This is a genomic window from uncultured Polaribacter sp., from assembly GCF_947497125.1.
Classification (GTDB): Bacteria; Bacteroidota; Bacteroidia; order Flavobacteriales; family Flavobacteriaceae; genus Polaribacter.
Genome location: NZ_CANMFI010000006.1, coordinates 14,610 through 36,065 on the forward strand (window position 1 = coordinate 14,610; position 21,456 = coordinate 36,065).

Annotated in this window: 6 protein-coding genes; 3 read left to right on the plus strand and 3 right to left on the minus strand. The window is 35.0% G+C overall.

Features of this window, described 5'->3' with window-relative positions; translation table 11 throughout:
- The first annotated feature begins 17 nt into the window (after positions 1-17).
- From Q0678_RS09740 to Q0678_RS09750, 3 genes are all read left to right on the plus strand, one after another.
- Positions 18-866: a pseudouridine synthase gene (locus Q0678_RS09740; RefSeq protein ID WP_299057221.1), complete on the plus strand. Its 849-nt coding sequence runs from the start codon at positions 18-20 to the stop codon at positions 864-866.
- Positions 867-1,088: 222 nt separating this feature from the next.
- Positions 1,089-18,212 (plus strand): PKD-like domain-containing protein, encoded by a 17,124-nt coding sequence (locus Q0678_RS09745; RefSeq protein WP_299057223.1) that lies wholly within the window; start codon positions 1,089-1,091, stop codon positions 18,210-18,212.
- Positions 18,213-18,246: 34 nt separating this feature from the next.
- Positions 18,247-19,260: a type IX secretion system membrane protein PorP/SprF gene (locus Q0678_RS09750; protein ID WP_299057226.1), complete on the plus strand. Its 1,014-nt coding sequence runs from the start codon at positions 18,247-18,249 to the stop codon at positions 19,258-19,260.
- A gap of 140 nt (positions 19,261-19,400) precedes the next feature.
- Here Q0678_RS09750 and arsB read toward each other — a convergent pair whose 3' ends face one another.
- Genes arsB through Q0678_RS09765 form a run of 3 tightly spaced genes read right to left on the minus strand, consistent with a single transcriptional unit; the run spans position 19,401 to position 21,442 of the window.
- Positions 19,401-20,450 (minus strand): ACR3 family arsenite efflux transporter, encoded by a 1,050-nt coding sequence (gene arsB, locus Q0678_RS09755; RefSeq protein ID WP_299057229.1) that lies wholly within the window; start codon positions 20,448-20,450, stop codon positions 19,401-19,403.
- Positions 20,451-20,452: 2 nt separating this feature from the next.
- A complete protein-coding gene (locus Q0678_RS09760) occupies positions 20,453-21,085 on the minus strand; it encodes a protein-tyrosine-phosphatase (protein WP_299057232.1) in 633 nt (210 codons plus the stop codon).
- 24 nt (positions 21,086-21,109) lie between these two features.
- Positions 21,110-21,442 carry a helix-turn-helix transcriptional regulator gene (locus tag Q0678_RS09765; RefSeq protein WP_299057234.1) on the minus strand — a complete coding sequence of 111 codons (333 nt, stop codon included), beginning with the start codon at positions 21,440-21,442 and terminating at the stop codon, positions 21,110-21,112.
- Positions 21,443-21,456: the final 14 nt, after the last annotated feature.

The following is a 21,456-nucleotide window of genomic DNA, read 5'->3' on the forward strand; positions in this document are numbered from 1 at the left end:
AAAAATTAATACATATAATGAAATCAAATAAAAACTCGTCGAGAGGACGACAAGAAGGTAAAAAACAGACTCCTCTTAGTAGAAAAAGAAAACCACAAGCAAGAAAATCATCACCAAAAACGACTGTAAGTACAACAAATTCTTCAACTACAGCCTCTACAGGTATTCGTTTAAATAAATACATTGCAAACTCAGGTGTGTGTTCTCGTAGAGAAGCAGATACTTACATAGAGCATGGTAGTGTAGAGGTAAATGGGAAGTTGGTAACAGAAATGGGCTATAAAGTTCAGCCAGATGATATTATTAGGTTTGATGGAACTTCAATATCACCAGAAGAAAAAAGATATATCTTATTAAATAAGCCTAAAAACTATATTACTACGATGGAAGATGATCGTGGTAGAAAAACGGTAATGGAGTTGATTGCAAATGCATCAAAAGAACGTATTTATCCGGTAGGACGTTTAGATAGAAATACCACAGGTTTGTTGTTGTTTACCAATGATGGAGATTTGGCTAAAAAATTAACCCATCCAAAACACAATGTGCGTAAATTATACCATGCATCTTTAGATAGAAAATTAGATTTAAAAGATTTAGAAAAACTTCGTGGAGATGTAATTATAGAAGGAAGAAAAGTATTTATTGATGCTGTTTCTTATGTAGATGGAGAGCCAAAATCTGAAATAGGAATAGAGATTCATTCGGGTAGAAACAGAATTGTGCGTAAAATATTTGAACACGTTGGTTACAAAGTAAATAAATTAGATAGAGTTGTATTTGCAGAGCTAACTAAGAAAAATTTACCAAGAGGCAGATGGAGGCCTTTGACAAACCAAGAGGTCAACAACTTAAAAATGTTGTAATATTTTAAAGCAGGATTGTATTTTTTACATCCTGCTTTTTATATTTAAGACACTACTTCACAAAGTAAAATTTAATTTTTTACGATTGCGAATAAACCGAATTGACTGGGTTATTACTATAAATAAGATTTTATTACATACAAAAATATAGTCCGAAAAACAAAATAAGTTATCATAACTTAATATTATTATATATCTTTGTTTTAAATTGTATTAAAAATTATGTTAAAGAATCCCCCGATCTTAACAAAAAGGCTTGCCTTTTTGTTATATTTATTGTTTACAGTAAATACCATTAGTGCAAATTTTACAGTTAATCCGCACAAAACATACACTACTTTTTTTAATTCTATTAGCCCTACAACAGGTACCTCAGGTACAATTGTTACGTTAGTGAGTTCTTCGGGTAGTTTTTTATCTTCAGATATAGATAAAGTTACTTTAGCTGGTGTTGCTATTCCAAGCGCTTTGGTAAGGTTTATTGATCCAGATAACATAGAAGTAGAGGTGCCTTGCAATGCTACCTCTGGTTTTTTTAGTGTAAACGGAGTGCAAATAGGAACTCAGTTTACCTATGTAAAGCCAGATATAACTACTACTTTAAAAAATATTGAGGTATGCGTTGGAGTTTCTTTTACTGAAATACCTTTATTTGGTCAGCTCTCTTCTGCTTCTCCGTCTTTAGGGGATTTAACCTTTAACTATACAAATAGTAATACTGCAATTAATTTACAAGCTTCTGGCTCTGGGGTAAATGAGATTCCAACTTTTACAGCAGAAAACAATGCTTTAGAGCCTATAACATCTACTGTTACTGTAACACCAGTTGTAAATGGCTGCGAAGGAACACCAGTTTCTTTTACAATAACAGTAAATCCGAAGCCAGTTTTAAATCCAATAGCAAACATAGAAGTTTGTAATAATACCAATATCTCAGACATCGTTTTAACAGCAAGTTCACCTACAAGTGGTACAGGAGTTTCGTATACTTGGTCTAGAACTAATGAGGTTATAGGTAGTTTAGCTTTCTCTGGTTCTGGTTCGCCAATTCCTGCTTTTACAGCTAAAAATAATACTTCAAACGATATAATAACAACGATTACAGTTGTACCTACCTATAAAGGGTGTCAAGGGGAGCCTTTTGATTTTACAATAACAGTAAACCCTGCTAGTAATCCAGGTGCAATTAATGCATCAGTATCTACTATTTGTGAAGGAGATAACACAACAATTTCGTTGTCTAATCCAATCGGAAATGTCTTAAGATGGGAAAGTTCTACAGATAATTTTCTAACTAAGAATACACTTACAAACTCAACAGAATCTTTAACGGTAAGCCCTGTAAATACAACAAAATATAGAGCTATTGTACAAAGTGGTACTTGTACAGAAGCTATTTCAAATGCAATAGAGATTGTTGTAAATGAAGCAGTTGTTCCTGGTACTGCAATTGGTGGTAAAACTATTTGTAAAAATGCGACTGCAGATTTAGAGTTAACAGGTTCTAACGGAACCGTTTCGTATTGGCAATATTCTATTGATAATGGTGTAAATTGGACAGGCATTTCTGGCTCTGCTGGTAATAAATACAGTAATTTTTTTTTAGATAGAAATACCTCTTTTAGGGCAATGGTTAAAAACGGAACTTGTACAGAGGTTGCTTCTGCTGCAACTTTAGTAACCATAGCAAGCCCAATTGATACTGGTAATTTAATAGTTACTTCGCCATCTAGCACTGTTTGTGAAGATACCAGCGTAAATTTAAAATTAGCTAACTTTTCGGGTACTATTGTAGAATGGCAATCTAAAAAACTTAGTAGTAGTGTGTGGACTTCAATTTCAAACACAACGGATACTTATACCTCAGGATTACTTACAGAATCTACAGATTTTAGAGTTGTTTTAGAGAACGGAACTTGCGAAACAACCACTACATCAATAGTAAATGTTATTGTAGAAAAAGAACCCGTATTTAGTAAGCCTGTAATCGCTTCAGGTTTTTCTAGTCCTGTTTGTCAAGGAAGTACCATAGATATCGATTTTTCTATTACAGAAGGTACTTTAATTCGATGGGAATCTAGAGCAAATAGTGGGGATACTTGGGCTACATATAATGATATGGTGGTTTCTGGTGCAAACACATACACAACTGCCGCAATAAATAATACTGTAGAGTTTAGAGCAATTCTTAGTTCTACGGCTACAGGTGTTTGTGGTGAATTTCCTTCTGATGAAATTGCTGTAACCACTAATGCACCCGGAGCAAGTGGTACTTTGACTGCTACTGATTCAGAAATTTGTGCCAATACAGCAACCGTTATTACTTTAACTGGCCAAGCAGGTGTTGTGATTGGTTGGGAGTCTTCTACCACAGGAAACCCAGGCAGTTGGGTTTTAGATACTACCAATACCTCAACAACATATAATACTGGTGTTTTAAACCAAAATACTTTTTACAGAGCAGTAAGTAGCAATGGTGTTTGTAGTCAAATAAGGTCATCAGAAATAGAAATTAAAGTAAATCCAGTACCTAATGTACCTGTAATTGTAGACCAAGAAGTGTGTTTTGGCGATACCGTAACTTTTGGAGAAGTAACACCAACGCCTGGCTATAGCTACGAGTGGTCGTCTTTATCTAGCGGAGTTTTTACAGAAATAACATCAAGTATAACAAGAACAATTACAGCCTCTGAAGAGTATACCTTAAAAGTATCAAGCGCAGCAGGTTGTATTTCAACTCAAAGTTTTAAAGTAACAATGCTTCCGTTGCCAACTGCAACTGTAGCAACTGCTGTGTCAATTTGTGAAGGACAAGAAGTAAGTATAGGTGCTGCATCAAAAGTAGGGTCTACCTACAGTTGGGTAGCTTCACCAGCCTATGTATGGAATCCTCCAACAGTATCTTCAACGAGCGCAAATCCGAAGGTAAGTCCTTTAGAAACTACTACTTTTACACTAACAGAAACAATTACAGCTACAGGTTGTACAAACACTAATAGTGTTACAATTACGGTTGATAAAAATCCAATAGTTTCTTTAAATAGAGGAACAACAATTACCATGTGTGATGCAGATGCGTCAACCAATTTAGAAGCTACCATTACAGGTAGTTATAATAGCATTCGTTGGGAGGAAATACCTAATTCTTCAGGAACTATTAATCCATCTAGCATTGATACTGAAATCAGTTTTACACCTAGCCCTTCGGCAATAGCAAATGGTAGTGCTTTGGTTAGATTGTTCGTAACCAATACTTGTGGCGAAGAACTTCCTGCTTTAGAAACAACAATTAACATCGCTCGTAAATCTACAGCAGATGCAGGTACAGATATTGCTGGCTGTGGTACAAATCCTATTACGTTAGATGGTTCAAATTCTACTTTTGCAACTGGTTATTCATGGTCTAAGCCAAGTGATATTACTGGTACTTTAACTTTTGCAAATACAGCGAATCCAGTTTTTACACCTAGTACTTCGGATGCTCTAAACGCAAACACCTTATATTCTGGCGGTATTCCTTTTACTCTAACAACTTCTTCAGCAAGTTGTGTGTCAAGCACTTCAACTGTATTGGTAACGATAGTGCCAAGTCCGATAGTGAGTGCTGGACCAAGTGCTTTTACCATTTGTGAAGACGGAACTTATAAACCAACAGGTACTTCAGAAGATAATACAGTCTCTCTTAAATGGACAACCAGTGGAGACGGAACATTTATAGATGCTACTGATGAAAAACCAACTTATACTCCGGGAGTAAATGACAAGGCTGCTGGTTCGGTAAAACTTACTTTAACCGGTACAGGTAATATTCCTTGTGCAACAACTACAAGTGAAACAATTTTAACTATTGTAAAAAATCCGACGATAGACGAGATTGCAGATGCAACTGTTTGTGCAGGTTTAACAACACCTTTAAATTTAACTGCTAATATTCAGAATCCAGGTACTATTCTTTGGACAACTTCTAACGGAGGTGGTTCTTTTAATGGTACTCAAAATTCGGCAACCCCAATTTATACACCAGTAGTAACAGATTTTAATACTGGTATTACATTTACTGTTACTGTAGATCCAATTTCACCTTGTGGTACCACTGTTTCAGAAACTTTTATTAATACAATAAATGCAGCCCCAATTGTAGATGCAGGAGGTAACGAAACTGTTTGTGAAAGTTTACCAACAGTTTCTTTAAACGGAACAGCTACTAATGTAACTTCGGTAGTTTGGAGTACAACAGGCGCTGGTTCTTTTAATAATGTTAATGATGAAGACCCAATATATACCTTTGCACCTAGTGATATTGCCAATGGTTCGGTTACTTTTACCATTACAGGTTCGCAAACAAGTTGCGACCCTCAGACTGATGTTGTAACCATTAATATTCAAAAAAAGCCAATAGTTACAGCAGGTTTAGCACAAACTATTTGCCAAGGAGAAAGTGTTACGTTAAATGGAACTTCAGTTGATGAGAGTGGAGTCTCTTGGGTAAGAACAGGTGGTTCAGGTACTTTTACAAATACAAACACATTAAACCCTACGTATACCTCTTCGGCATCAGAAACAGGTACTATAACTTTTACGATTGTTGGGCAACCAGAAGACCCTTGTACAGGAAATTCTACAGCTGTTTCAACAACTGTAACGATAATACCAAATCCTACAGCAGATGCAGGTGTAGATGCTACTATTTGTGAAGGAGAAGATTTTGAGGTTACCACAGCTAGTGCAACCAATATTAGCGGAAACGTAATTTGGTCTGCAGGTTTAGGAGGCGGAACCTTTACAGGAGGTAATACTTTAAGACCAACCTATACACCAAGTGCTACAGATATTAGTAAAGGTTATGCAAAGCTTACAATAACAGCGCTTAAAGACAGTCCTTGTACTGTAGATGCGGTAAGCGAAATGCGTTTAGATATAAATAAAATACCAAGTATTACGGTTATTAATCCTTCTGTTGATGTTTGTTCAGAAACCGCCCCTTTTGAAATACCCGATGTTTCTGCGGTAGATTACGACTCGTTAGAATGGACAACCAGTGGTAGTGGTACTTTTACGGATAACAATCCTGCAAATACAATAACGGCTAATTTTTATACTCCATCTGCAGCTGATGTTGCTAGTGGTAGTGTAGTTTTAACCTTAAAAGCAGCTAGAATTCCGTCTAATTGTAATTCGTCAACAACAAATTCAATTACTTTAAATTTTGTTAAAAAGCCAATAGTTTCAGCAGGAATTGATGAAAATATCTGTGGTGATACTACCTATACAACCACTTCGGCAACAGCAGCTAATTTTTCTCAAGCAACTTGGTTGACTACTGGTACAGGAACTTTTATCAATCAGAATGATGTTAGTAATGCTACCTACACGCCTTCTGCAACAGATATAGCAAACGGTTCTGTAACACTTACTTTAGCACTTACAGGTTTAGCACCATGTTTAGATGTTATTTCAGATACCATGGAATTGTCTTTTGAAGCAATACCAGTAATCACAACAGTTGGTACTGATGCTATTTGTAATACTAGTACAAATTATTCGGTAAGTGGCACAAGTATTTCAAATGATTATATGCCGGTATCATTAGCTAATTGGACAACTTCTGGAACGGGTACTTTTACAGCTACTACAGATCCTTTAAATCCAAATTATACACCTTCTGCTGCCGATTTAACTCAGCCAAACATTACATTAACATTAACTATAGATCCAGTTTCGCCATGTATAGCGAAACAAACCGAAACCATAGTTTTAGATGTAATACCAGCACCTATAGCAAATGCAGGCGTAAATTTATCAGAATGTGATGTTCCTTTTATCATTACAACAGCTACAGCAACACCAAATACCTATAGCAGTTTGCAGTGGGTTTCTTCAAGTGGTGGTACTTTTGTAGGTGGTATTAACAATACAATCAATCCAACATACATACCTTCTGCAACAGATATTTCAGCGGGTACTGTAGACTTAACTTTAACTGCATTTCCAATAAATCCTTGTTCGGTGGCTTCAGTATCAACGATAACTGTTAGCATTCAGGCATCGCCAGAAATTACAGTAACCAATCAAGCTCCTATTTGTGAAGATGCCGAAAATGTTACTGTAACAGGAACAGCTATTATAAATGCGGCCAACTTTATTTATACTTCTACAACGGGTACCATTATTAATAATGAAACAACTTTAACACCAACGGTTACACCAAGTGCAACAGACATTGCAAACGGAGAAATTACCTTAACGGTAACTGCAACTCCTATAGGAAATTGTACTAGTGTTAGTGAGACAATTACCATTCCGGTGGTTAAAAACCCGATAGTTAATGCAGGTGTTTCTAAAACTTTTTGTGAAGGCGAATCGATTACAACTTCAGACGCAACGGCATCTAATGTAGCTGCTGGTAATTTGCAATGGGACAATAACGGAGGTGATGGTGTTTTCTCAACATCAGCAAATGGTTTAATAACCACTTATATTCCTGGTAGTACAGAAATAGCTAATGGCGCGGTTCAGTTAACACTAACAGGAACAGCTACATCACCTTGTGCTACAAATGCAACGGACACTGTTGTTTATACACTATTAAAAAAACCAGTTTTAATGGTAAGCCCAACAATAGTTTCTATTTGTGAAGATGAGAATTATCAAGTACCAATAAATCAAGTAAATATTACTAATTTTGATAATGTGGCATCGGTAGTTTGGTCGGCTTCATCACCAGGAACTATTGCTACAGGTGGTACTTTAGATCTAACCCCAACTTTTACACCAAGTGCGGCAGATATAGCCAATGGATTTTCAGAACTAACCATTACTGTAACACCTATAGGCGCTTGTGCAACTGCAGTTGTATCAGAAAAAATTCGTGTAAATATTGGTAAGAATCCAACGATAGATGTTTCTCAAAATACTCCTGTTTTTTGTGAAGGAGAAAACAAGCAATTGCAAGCAATTTTTGCCAATGAAGACGCAAGTACTTACAATTGGGAAATTATAAGTGGTACCGGTAGCATTTCAAGTGCAACTATAAATACGCCAATTTATACACCAGCACCAGATAGTGATATTGTAGTTATTAGGGTTTCTGTAGCGGGTAATTCGCCTTGTGCAAATACAGTATCCGAAGAATTTACCTTAAATAAAATAGGCATTCCACAAGTAACTTTACCAGAAAATGCAACAACTGTTTGTAGTACAGAAAATACAATAGACTTAACAGCAACGGTAACCAATACTTCTGTAAATACAACTTATCAATGGGTTAGTTCTTCTGCTACAGCTGCATTTAGCAACCCAACGGCTATCAATACAAGCTATACTTTTTCTGCTTCAGACAAAGCAAATGGTTCAGTTACTTTGAGCTTAAAAGCACAAAGCGATGCAGATTGTATGCTAAATACTACCGATGCAATAGTTGTTACCATAAAACAAGCACCTGTTGTTAATATTACAAATTTAGCAACAGAAATCTGTGAAGACGCAATTTATAATGCCACTGCAACAGCACCTAATGCTACAACTTATTTATGGGAAACGGTTGGTGTTTCTGATGGAACATTTATAAGTGGAGAAAACACCACTGACGCTAAATACATACCAAGTACTAATGATATTTTAAACAAAACATTTACACTAAAATTTACTGCTACCGGAGACGCTACTTGCGCACCAGTTTCTGAAGAAGTAACAGTGGCAATAGTGCCAAAACCAATAGTAACTTTTGATGTAGATAATGGCACCAATTGCGCCACAGAACCTTTTGTAATTTCAGGAGTAAATGCAAGTAATTACAGTACATTGTCTTGGTCTTCTTTAAGCACTGCGAAAGGTACTTTTAGTAATGATGGTATAGAAAATCCAACGTATACGCCAAGTGCTACAGAAATTGCAGGCAATAGTCCGATTACTTTAAGACTTACACTACAACCAAAAATAGCTTGTAATGGAGTAGTACCTGTTTTTAAAGATTTTACATTAAACTTATTACCAGCACAAACAGCAAATGCAGGATTAGATGCTGCTATTTGTGAGGGTGGGGTAGTTAATTTAAACGGTGCAACTACAAATAATGCCTCTCAATATTGGACGTCTAGTTCTTCTGGTGTTACTTTTGCAACCACAAATAATGCAACATACACTCCGACTGCTTTAGATATCAGTACAGGGAATGTTACCTTAACACTGCATTCTGTTAGCAACACCAATTGTGCAGAGGTTACAGATAGCATGGTGGTACAAATTGTAAAACAACCCGAAGCAGATGCAGGGGCAACCGTTACAATTTGTGAAGACGAATCGTATACCTTATTAGCAGGAGAAGCAACTGCAAACAATGCAGCTTCTGTTCTATGGACGCTTTCTGGAGCTGGCCAAATTACCTCAGGTACAGAAACTACTTTAACACCAGAATTTACACCAGAACCAGGCCAAACAGGTAACGTAACTTTAACGCTTACTGCAAATGCAGCGCCAGCTTGTGCTAGTCTTTCGGATGTAATAGCAACCAAAACAATTCGCATTATACCAAAACCTAAAGTTACCATTCCTTCAAGTAGAAGTATTTGTGAAGGAGATAATTTACTATTATTAGATGCGGATATCAATGCATCAGATTTTACAGCTTTAAACTGGGTGTCTTCTAACGGATTGGGTTCTTTTGTTACTCAGGCAAATGGAAATACAACCTATATACCAGCCAATAATCAAACAGGTGTTGTAACATTATCTTTAGTTGCAACCCCATTAAATACTGCATGTAGCTCTGTACAAAAAGACTTGGTTTTAACCATTGATCCAAATGTACAAGTGTCTGCAGGAACAGATGTTTCTATTTGTGAAGATGAAACTGTTGTTATTCAGGATGCTGATATAAATTATGGAAATGGAGTGTTTAATTGGTCTATTGTAGGTCCAGCAAGCATCACTCCGGGTACAGAAAATACCTTAACACCAGAAATTGTGCCTAATGTAGGAGCTTCAGGTTTGGTTACTCTTACTTTAGAGGCAGCAGGTTCTTCAGAATGCGCTACTTCAAAGTCAGATTCGGTAACTATTGCTATCAATGCTTTGCCAATAGTTTCGGCAGGTGCGCCACAAGAAATTTGCGAGGGAGAAACAGAAGTACAACTTAACGGAACGGTTTCTAATGCAGCTAGTTTTACTTGGTCTCATTCAGGGGATGGTACTATTGTTACTACTACAAATCCGCTGAAACCTAAATATGTTCCAGCAGCAGCAGATTTTATAAATCCGTCTGGTATAAATACAGTAAATATATTTTTAGAAGCTGTTGGTAATAATACTTGTGGTAATACCACAGCTACTACAACCATTACTTTGCAAGCAAAACCAAAAGCGTATGCAGGTGTAGATATGGTTGCATGTGTAGGTGATGTAATTTCGTTAAACGCAGCAACTGCAAGTAATTTTAATACCTTGTCATGGGAAACTTCTGGGAATGGTACTTTTGATTATACAACTGCAGGAGGTCAAATTAAGCCAACCTATACATTAGGAACTAATGATACTACCGAAGTAACGTTAACAATGATTGCAACACCAAATGGTGTTTGTACCACAAATACAACCGATGAGGTTGTTGTAAGTATCAACCAATTGCCAACAATTACGGTAACTACAGAAGAGCTTACTTTTTGCGGAAGCACTTTTACATTGCCTTCAATTGTTTCTGTTGCTAATAGTACTTCATTTACTTGGATAAATACAACCGCTGTTGCCAATAAATCTATTGTTGTTAACCCGAATTCTCTAACACCAACAATATCGCCAACGGCAGAAGAAATTGCCAATGGTTTTATTTCATTGACTGTTACGGCTCAGCCAAAAACAGCTTGTGTTGGAGTAGCAACAAAAGCAATAAAAGTTAATTTAACTCCGGTTTTTACTGTTGATGCAGGAAACACAAAAACTGTGTGTGCTACAAACAACCCAATAGTATTAAATTTCGGAGCAACAACTTCATCTACTACAGGTGAATATTACTGGACATCAAACGGAGCAGGAACTATTTTATCTAGTTCTTTAAATACCTTGCAACCTCAATACCAGCCAGGACCAAATGAGACAGGTACTATAGAATTTACGTTGCATGCTACCAATGCAGCACCTTGTTCTGGAGAAGTTACCGATACTGTAAATTTAGTTATCGATCCTTTAACTACCGTAGATGCAGGATTAGATATTGCAGTTTGCGAAGGTTCTTCTGTAAACATTACCAATGCAAAAGCAACAAATTATACAAGTCTGCAATGGATTGCCTCTTCAGATATTTTAGGCAATACTATTTCTGATGGTTCTTTTTCTCCTGCAAGTGCCGCAGTTTTAAATGCCACCTATAGCCCAAGCGCAGCAGATATTGCCAGAGGTTTTGTGTATTTAACACTTCAATCTACAAATTCATGTGGTACAGTTTCAGATTATTTAAGAGTAAATATTTCTGAAGGAGCAGGGGTTTTTGCAGGGAATAATGCAACAGTATGTGTTGGAGATTCTTATGAAATTACAGATGCTTCGGCTACAAATACTAGTAGTGTTGTTTGGGCAAGTGCTCAAAATGCCAACGGTACTTCTTTAGCCAGTTATGTTGCAGGTTCTTTTAGTAATATAAATGCTGAAAAGCCTGTTTATACACCAAGTGCTTCCGATTTAAATCAAGGATATGTGTATTTAATTTTAACAGGAAATGGTGAGAGTTCTTGTAGTGTAGATAATAGTTCTATGCGTTTAGACTTTGTTAAAACACCAAGTCTTGTAGCGCAAGATGTAGCTATTTGTGTAGATACACCATCTGTAACACTTACTACTACAGCATTAGATTATGATACCATTACATGGAGTGTTTTTAGTGGATCAGGTACTATTAGTGCCGGAGCCAATTCTGAAACTCCTGTATTTACATCTAATATTTCTACGACAATTACAACGCCACAAACTACTATTTTAAAAGCTGTTTTAACACCTAAAAATGGTTGTGATACTGCAGAGACTGTAGTTGAAGAGGTAGTAATTACAACACAGCCTTTACCAACAGTAAACGCAGGAGATGATGGTTTTGTTTGTTATACACCAGGGCAGCCAATTGGTCTTTTTACCATTAACAATACAACATTCGAAAACGCAAGTTCTGTAGAATGGTCTACCTCAGGAAACGGTGTGTTCTCATCAGGTTTCCCAACAACGTATCAATCATTAACAAATACTTGTTCAGAAACAGTGCAATTAACGCTAACAGCAAAAGGAATGGGTGCTTGTGGTACAAAAACAGTTTCTGATGTAGTTAATTTAACCATAAATTGTGCAGCTCCAAGTTTGGGTGTTATTACGTCAAGTACTACTCAGAATGTGTGTCAAGGTACTACAGCAACCTATCAAGTAGCTGCAAATTCTTTGGTAACAGATTATCAATGGAGTGTTCCTTCAGGAGCTACCATTCAGTTACAATCAGCAAATACAATCACTGTAGCATACTCAGAAAACGCAGTATCAGGAATTGTATCAGTTGCTGCAAAAAATTCTTGTGGTGTGGGCGAATTATCTACTTTAGCCATTACGATTTCACCAATGCCAAAAGTAACAACGATTAGCGGACCAAGCGTAATTTGTGAGGGTCTGCAAGATTATGTGTTTACAGCAGGTGTAATTGCAGATGCTACTTCTTATATCTGGACTTTAACAGACGGAAGTACTATAACTACCTTAGACAATACACTTACCATTGCTGGAAACACCTCTTTACCTGGTGGTAATTTAACAGTAAAAGGGGTTAATAGTTGTGGTGCTGGAATTAACTCGTTGGCATTTCCTGTAGAAGTAGTTTCTAAGCCTACTTTAACGAGTGCGGTTACCAATAGTGCTATTTGCTCAGGTGATACTTTTGATTATCAGCCAACAAGTGTTTCAGGTACTTCGTTCTCTTGGACAAGAAGCCAACAAAGTGGAATAGAAGGAACAGCATCAGGAAATGGTCCTGTACAAGATGTATTAATTAATACTACTAACAGTGTTAAAACAGTTACTTATCAAATAGAAATAACCACCGCAACAGGTTGCAGTGCAACAGAACAGATAACAGTACCTGTAAACCCTGTGGCACAATTAACCAACGCACCAGCAGACTCAGAAATTTGCTCTGGTAGTGTATTTGGTTTTAATCCAACAAGTGATATTTCTGGAACCATTTCTTGGGTAAGACCATCGGTAACTGGTATACAACAGGCAAGTACTTCTGGTTCGGGTAACATTTCTGAAACTTTAACCAATACAACCAATGCTGTATTGACTGTAAATTATGAACTTACATTGCCAACAACCACAGCAGGTTGTGCTACTACAGTAATTGTTTCTGTAGAGGTATTGCCAACACCTGCAGCTGCAACAGCGATTTCAGGAGCATTAAATGTGTGTTTGCCAAGTACAAATAATGCTTACACAGTGGCGGCAATTCCAAATGCCACTTCATACGATTGGAGACTTTCTGATGGAACTATTAGAAACACTAATAGTAATAGTATTTCTTTAGATTTTACAACATTAACAACCTCAGAAACACTAGAGGTTAGAGGAGTAAATTGTGGTAACGGCGCTTTTTCTGCACCGTTTACAATTACAGGTATCAATTTGCCAACAATTACGAACACGCCTTCTGCGACTAGTATTTGTTCTAATGAATTGTTTTCTTTTACACCTACTAGTGCAACAGCAACTAGTTTTACTTGGGAACGTCAATTTGTTAATGGAATTGCTACACCTGTAAGTTCTGGAAGCGGAAGTATAAATGAAATTTTAGTAAACGAGACAAACATACCAATTACGGTTACGTATTTATATACAATTACCTCTCCAGAGAGTTGTACCAATACAGCAACCATAAATATTATTGTAAAGCCACTTCCTAAAATTACCAATACACCAGTAGCTTCTATCTGTTCTGGAGGTACATTTAATTTTGTGCCAGAAATAAGCACTAGCGCAACACAAAGTACCGATATATCTTGGTCTAGAGTTGCTAGTTTTGGTATAATTGGCTCCAATGATACTGGTACAGGAAGTATAAGTGAAACGCTAGAAAACACTACAAATACAGTTATACCGGTAACGTATAATTTAACATTAACAAATGCTACAAGTGGTTGCGAGACAACCGATTCAATTATTGTTGATGTATATCCGTTAGCAACTGCAATTATAGAAAGTAGTGACAATACGTGTGTAAATAGCGCCGATAGTTTTATAAACTTTAAAGCATCAAATGGTATTGCACCTTATACATTTACGTATACAGTAAATGGTGGATCAGAAAAAACAATTACCACCAACGCTATTTCAAGTAGCGTTCAATTAAGTTTGTTTGCCAATACAATAGGTGCTTATACTTATCGTTTGTTAGGTGTTAAAGATTCTGGGCCAAATACTTGTACTAATACTTTTGCAACACCAAAAGAAATTACGGTAATTATTTCTGCAAATCCGGTATTAAATATTACAAATCCGGCTACTATTTGTGCAACTGAAACGGTAGATCTTACAGATCTAGCATATACAGTAGGCTCAGATACAGGCTTAACGTACACGTATTGGGAAGATGTAAATGCTACGGTACCATACTTATTGGCAACAACAGCAACCGAAGGCACTTATTATATAAAAGCTGAAAATGCAACTGGTTGTACTACGATAAAGGCAATAGTGGTAAATGAAAATCCATTACCATTGGTGCAAATAGAAAATAATGAAAGTGAAATTTTTGTTTGTGAAGGCAGCGAAGTAGCCTTAAATGCATCAGGAGCTCAAGTTTATCAATGGTATAGTATAGATAGTACAGGAGGATCTTCGATATTAAATACGACAGATGTTTATACGTATACACCAACTGTTAATCAAACAATTTATCTAAGAGGTACAGACGCAAATGGTTGTGAAAGAACGACTCAAGTAGCTATTATTTTAAAACCAGCAATTAAAGCTAGTATAGAAGGAGTTAATAATTACCAAGTTTGTAAAGATGCAGATGATGTAACAATTACATTTAAAGCAGCAAATGGTATTGCACCTTATACCTTTACTTATTTGGTTAATAACAATGTAAAACAAGTAACAACAATAGCTGCAAGTAACAATGTTGCAGTAACATTGCCTACAGATATTGCAGGGGTGTTTGATATTGAATTAATTGACGTAAAAGACAGTAGTTTGGCCAATTGTAACAATCCTATTTTGCAAGAGCCAAAAACGGCATCTGTTACTGTTTTCGATTCAGAAATTTTACCAGTTGCAAATACAGAAGTATTTCAAACGGTTTGTGTTAATGAACCTGTAGATGCGCTTTATTTTACAACTACCTCGCCAATACTAAGTGCTTACGTAGAAGGATTGCCAAGCGGAGTAACAAGTTCGTTTGCAGGTAGTACGATAACTATTTCTGGGACACCAACAGTTGCAGGTATTTTTAATTATACAGTTCATTCTTCTGTTTTAAATGCAAGTTGTGCTAGTACTTATTCTGGTACTATAACTGTGAATAGTGGCGGAACTATTACCCCTTTAATAGATACAGAAATTAATCAAGACATCTGTTCATGCGCAACGATTACCCCAATTGTATTTGAGTTAAGTGCTGGTACTTTTGGAGCAAATGTTACCGGTTTACCATCTGGTTTAACCTGGGAAATAGAAGATAATATTGTGCTAATTTCTGGAAGTAGTTGTGCAACAGCAGGAGATTATACTTATACCGTTACTGCACAAGGTAATTGTTCTAGTTCTACAACGAGTGGTTTAATATCAATAACCGACCCGAATAGTATCTTTTTAATCAACGGTAGTCAGACCACAGAAGTATGTAATAACAGTGTTTTAACTCCCGTAGAATATCAAGCGAACGCAGGACAAACACTACAATTGATAGGTGTTTTACCACAAGGAGTAACTTTTATTGCAGATACAGCAACAGGAACCGCAATAATTAGTGGAACACCTGAAAGAGCAGGAACGTATAACTATACAATAACATCAGATTCTGAATGTAGCGATTTCTTAGAAGGCTCTATAGAAGTTAGTGCAGACCCTTTTATTAGTTTAATGAGTGGTAGTATTAACCAAGAATCATGTGTAGAAAATCAAATAGAAAATATACGTTATCAAATTTCAGAGAACAATACCAATATTTCATTTACACCAAGTTTACCAGCAGGTATTTCTTATTCAGAAAATAATGGTCAGTTAGTAATTTCTGGTGCAGCAACATCAACCTCAATCAGTACAATTTATACTATTGGTATTAGTAATAATTGTGGTGTTACTGTTACATCAGAATTTAAACTAGAAATTTTAGAAAAACCAACGATTGTTTTAGATACCAATTTTGGAGCAGCAACACAATCTGTTTGTCAGAATTCGGCAATAAACCCAATTCAGTTTAGTGTTAGCCCTATTGGCACTAAAATAGATGAAACAAAACTTCCTGGGTTTATTACTGCAACAGAAATTGATGCTAGTATTGGTTTATGGGAATTAACAGGAGCACCTGGTAATACCGGTATTTTTAATTTTAATATAGAAACTATTAATAGTTCTGATTGTAGTGCTGTTTTACCGATTGAAATAGAAAACTTGTATTCTGCTGTTGATGTTACTCTAGAGAGTGGCTCAGATAGTCAATTAGTGTGTAACTTTAACTCGCCGATAGAAGATATTGTTTATAAAATTTCTGGTACTATTACCAATATAAACAGTATAAATGTTGTTGGTTTGCCAACTGGTATTTCATATTCGAAAACAAACACGCCATCGGGTATTTTATTAACCATGAGCGGTACTGCTTCTGAAATAGGTATTTTTAATTATGATATTACATATGATACTTGTGGGGCGATAGAGAGCGGAATGATTAGAATATCATCTCAAATTGCACTTAATAGTACTGTTACTCAAATTTCTTGTACCGATGAATTGGGTAGTATAGAAATAGACATTTATGGCGGACTACCATTTATAGACGAAAATGGCAACGTGTTTTATAACATATCATGGACAGGTCCTAATGGTTTCAGACAAAATCAAACAGAAATTAATGGGTTAGTTCCTGGAGATTACACCGTAAATATTACCGATGCATTAGGGTGTGTTTTATCGGCGCCAGAAACGTTTACCATCAACCCAGTAACACCTATAAATGTAAATTTATTAAACACCACTTTAGCAAACGGTTGTAATGGCGAGTTAGGTTGTGCTAATTTAGATTATACAGGTGGCTCTGGTATTTATACAAATTTCTTGTTAGAGGTATCTAACCCTCAAACACAATTATGGGAAGAAAAAATACCGAATAATAACAACTACTTTAATATTTGTGGTTTAGATGCAGGTATTTATAGAATTTCTGTAACAGATAGTAAATCTTGTACAACCGAGCCAGTACTATTTACAATAGAAAACGATAATCAATTTACCATAGAAGATGTTGTTGTAGAGCAAAGTTTATGTGAGGGTAATACGGGTTTAATTTTAGTTGATGTAAACTCGGCTGATACAAACTTAACTTTTGCTTTAAACGGAACTACATTAGCAGCAACGCCACTTGGTAACAATTTGTATGAGTTAGAAATTAGCACTATTGCAGATGCCAATGCTACGTTAGAAATTTCTAATAGTAGTGGATGTACAATTTCTGAAGAGGTTATTTTTACAACATTAGAACCAGATTTTGAGTATACTTCTTTTGAATTCGAGAATTTTGGATTTTTTGAAGTAAATACCAGTATAGAGTTTACCAATCTTAGTTTTGTAGATACTAGTATTTATGACCCTAACGTGTATACTTATATCAAATGGGATTTTGATGATAATAGCCCTTTTAAAACCTTTTATTATCCAGATAATATAGCATTAAATGCTGATGGTGAAAACCTAGCAACTGTTTTTCATGCTTATAAAAATGACGGTATTTATAACGTTAAATTGACTTTGTATAATGCCTCTGGATGTGAAACAACAATTACCAAAACGATTTTTATAGGAAAAGGATCTTCGGTTTTATTTCCGACAGCTTTTTCTCCTAATAACGATAATATAAATGATCTTTTTAGACCAAAATATCTTGGGTTTTCAGAAATAACACTATATATCTATGACAGTTCGGGCAATATGGTTTATGAGTTTACATCGACAGATGCGCTAAGTTTAGAGAATGATGACACTTGGGGATGGGATGGAATAGAACCCCTTAGTGATGCCCCTAAAAGTGGTAATTATCGATGTTATTTTATTGGTAAAACAATTGATAATAAAGTAGTAGAAAAGAACATTAGATTTTTAATTGTCAAGTAATTATCAATCCCAAAAAACAAACAGTCCCCCGATTATGAAAAAGAAATATATATACACTACTATCGTTGCTTTATTGCTAAGTATAACAATAAGTGCACAAGAGTATTTGTACTCAAATCAAAATAAATTATTAGGTACAATAAACCCCAGTTTTTACGGGTTTAAAGAGTCCGCAAGTATAGGTGTTTCTTATGCAACGCAAAAAATGTTAAACGAAAATAACTTTATACAAAATACGTTTGCATTTAGCTCTTTTTACTTTGAAGATTATAATTTTTCTATTGCTTTAGATGTCAATCAATTTCAAATATCTGACTTGGGTTTTAACGCTACACAGGCAAATTTGCATTATATTTATAAAACACAATTGTCTAATTTTTGGACCTTAAACGCGTCTCTTTCTTTAGGGTATGGTAACAACAGATTAGATTTTTCTTCTCTAGTATTTAGTGATCAAATAGATGTTTTTTCTGGTAATATATCTGGTTTTTCTATAGATCCTGTAAATGCCAATAATGGTGTTAGCTATTTCGATTCTGGAGTTTCGGCACATTTGCACAACAATCAAAACATGTTTTTTGGTCTTAGTTTTAGGCATTTAAACAAACCAAATATTTCTTTAAATGAAGGCGATAAAGAATTAAAAGACCTTTTTATGTCTGTACAAGCAGGGTATGAGTTAGATTTAAACCCAATAAACAGAAGCTTTTTACCAGAAAACTCTTATTTATTTCTTTATGGTTCTTTTTCTAAACAAAGTACCAAATCTAGAATTAGTTTATACCAAGAAATTGTGCTAAATAATTTTTCTTTCGGAATCAATCAGCATTTAAATAACTTTAAAACTGTAAATTTAACAACACTGGGTACAACGGCTTCTATTTACTATAATCAGTTAGAATTAGGGTTTAATTATTCTTTTGAAATGGATAGTAAAAAGCTAACAGGCATTCCTTATAATTATTTCGAACTTTTTGTGGTATTCGATTTCTCTAAAATTGTAAGACGTTTTGATAGTGGTAATAATAGTCGGTTTTATACTTACTAGTAGTTAAAAATATATAATTTATGCGCCTTTATTTTTTAAATATACAAAAAATAATAAGTTTTTAGATTTGATAAATAAGCAGTAAACTATGAAATATAAAATTATATTGTATGAATTTAGCTCTCTTTATATTTTTACTGTTATTGCGTATTTGTATTACCGTAATATTTCTTTTTTAACCAAAATGAAACTCTAACTAATAAAATCAATGCTGGTACTTCAACCAATGGACCAATTACACCTGCAAAAGCTTGCCCAGAATTTAAGCCAAAAACTGCAATTGCAACAGCAATAGCCAATTCAAAATTATTACCTGCGGCTGTAAATGCTACCGAAGCTGTTTTGTCATATTCGGCTCCTGTAGCTTTGGTAAAGAAAAAACCGATAATAAACATTAACGTAAAATAGACAAGTAAAGGAACGGCAATGATTAAAACATCCATCGGAATTTCTACAATTAATTCTCCTTTTAGAGAAAACATCACTACAATGGTAAATAATAGCGCTATTAAAGTTATTGGTGAAATTGTAGGAATAAATTTACCAATATACCAATCTTCTCCTTTTAACTTTACTAAAATTAATCTGCTTAAAATACCCATTATAAAAGGAATTCCTAAATAAATAGCCACACTTTCTGCAATGGTTGCTATCGAAATATCTACAATAGCTCCTTCAAACCCAAAATAGGGTGGTAGTACTGTAATAAAAATCCAAGCATAAAAACTATAAGCAAATACTTGAAAAATACTGTTTAATGCTACTAAACCAGCACCGTATTCAGTACTTCCTTCTGCAAGGTCGTTCCAAACCAACACCATTGCAATGCAACGCGCCAAACCAATTAAAATTAGACCTACCATATATTCAGGATAGTCACGTAAAAATATAATTGCTAAAACAAACATTAAAACTGGGCCAATTATCCAATTAAGAATTAGTGAAATAGATAGAATTTTGGTGTTTCTAAAAACCTTTGGTAATAATGAGTATTTAACCTTTGCCAAAGGTGGATACATCATTAAAATTAAACCAATTGCAATCGGAATATTTGTAGTTCCGCTGTTAAATGAATTTATGATATTAGGAAATGTTGGGATAAAATATCCAAGAGCAATACCAAAAGCCATTGTAATAAATATCCAAAGAGTTAGATTTCTGTCAAGAAAACTTAATTTTTTTGAAGCCATTTTTAAGAATTTATTTGAGAAAAAACGTACAACATTTCAGTTGCTATTTGTACACTTCTTTCGTTGTACTTTTCTGCTTGTTGTGGTGTATTGTCAAATGCTTTTGGATCATCAAAAGTTATAGGAATACGTTTTTCTGCACCAGTAATAAATGGACAACCACCATCAGCTTCAGAGCAAGTCATAACAGCCACAAATTCAGATTTTGGGTTAAAATTGTCATTTAATTTTTTTGAAAATCCTATTATTGGGTGCTCGTTGTTTGCATATTTAATGCTGTAAATTGGATTTTTTTCTTCTGAAATTTTTTTTATCTGAAACCCAGAATTTTGAAGAGTTTTAGCAACCATCGGAAAAAGAGCTGTACTTTCTGTTCCGCCAGAATAACAAGATACGTTTTTAATATTGAAGTAATTTGCCATTGTTTGTGCCCAAACCTGTGATAAATGACTTCTTCTAGAATTATGAGTACATATAAAGTTGATACGTATTTCTAGATTTTCACGAACTTTTTTTTGGATAAAATCAATTAGTGGTTGTAAAACTGTTTTACGCTCACTTGAGATGGTTTCTGTATTAAGGCCTTTAATTAATTCTTCTATTTCTGAAAATAGGATTGTTTTTCTTGATGTCATTTTTGTAAAAAGATTAGAATTATTTTAACAACAATTTTGCTTTTCTATTAAGTCTTGATTAAGAAAATCAGACATTATGTTTTTCATTGTGGTCCAGTTTTCTTTATGAATACAATAGCAAACACTTGTGCCTTCTACATTGCCTTTTATCAAGCCTAAATGCTTTAATTCTTTTAAATGTTGAGAGATTGTTGGTTGGGCTAAACCGATTTCATTTACTAAATCGCCACAAACACAAGAGTTAATTTTAAATAAATGTTGTAAGATAGCTACTCTTGCAGGATGTCCAAAAACTTTTGCAAAAAGAGAAATTTCATTTTGTTGGTCGGTAAACATTTCGGTTTTAGCTAATCCCATTTTTTAAAATATTA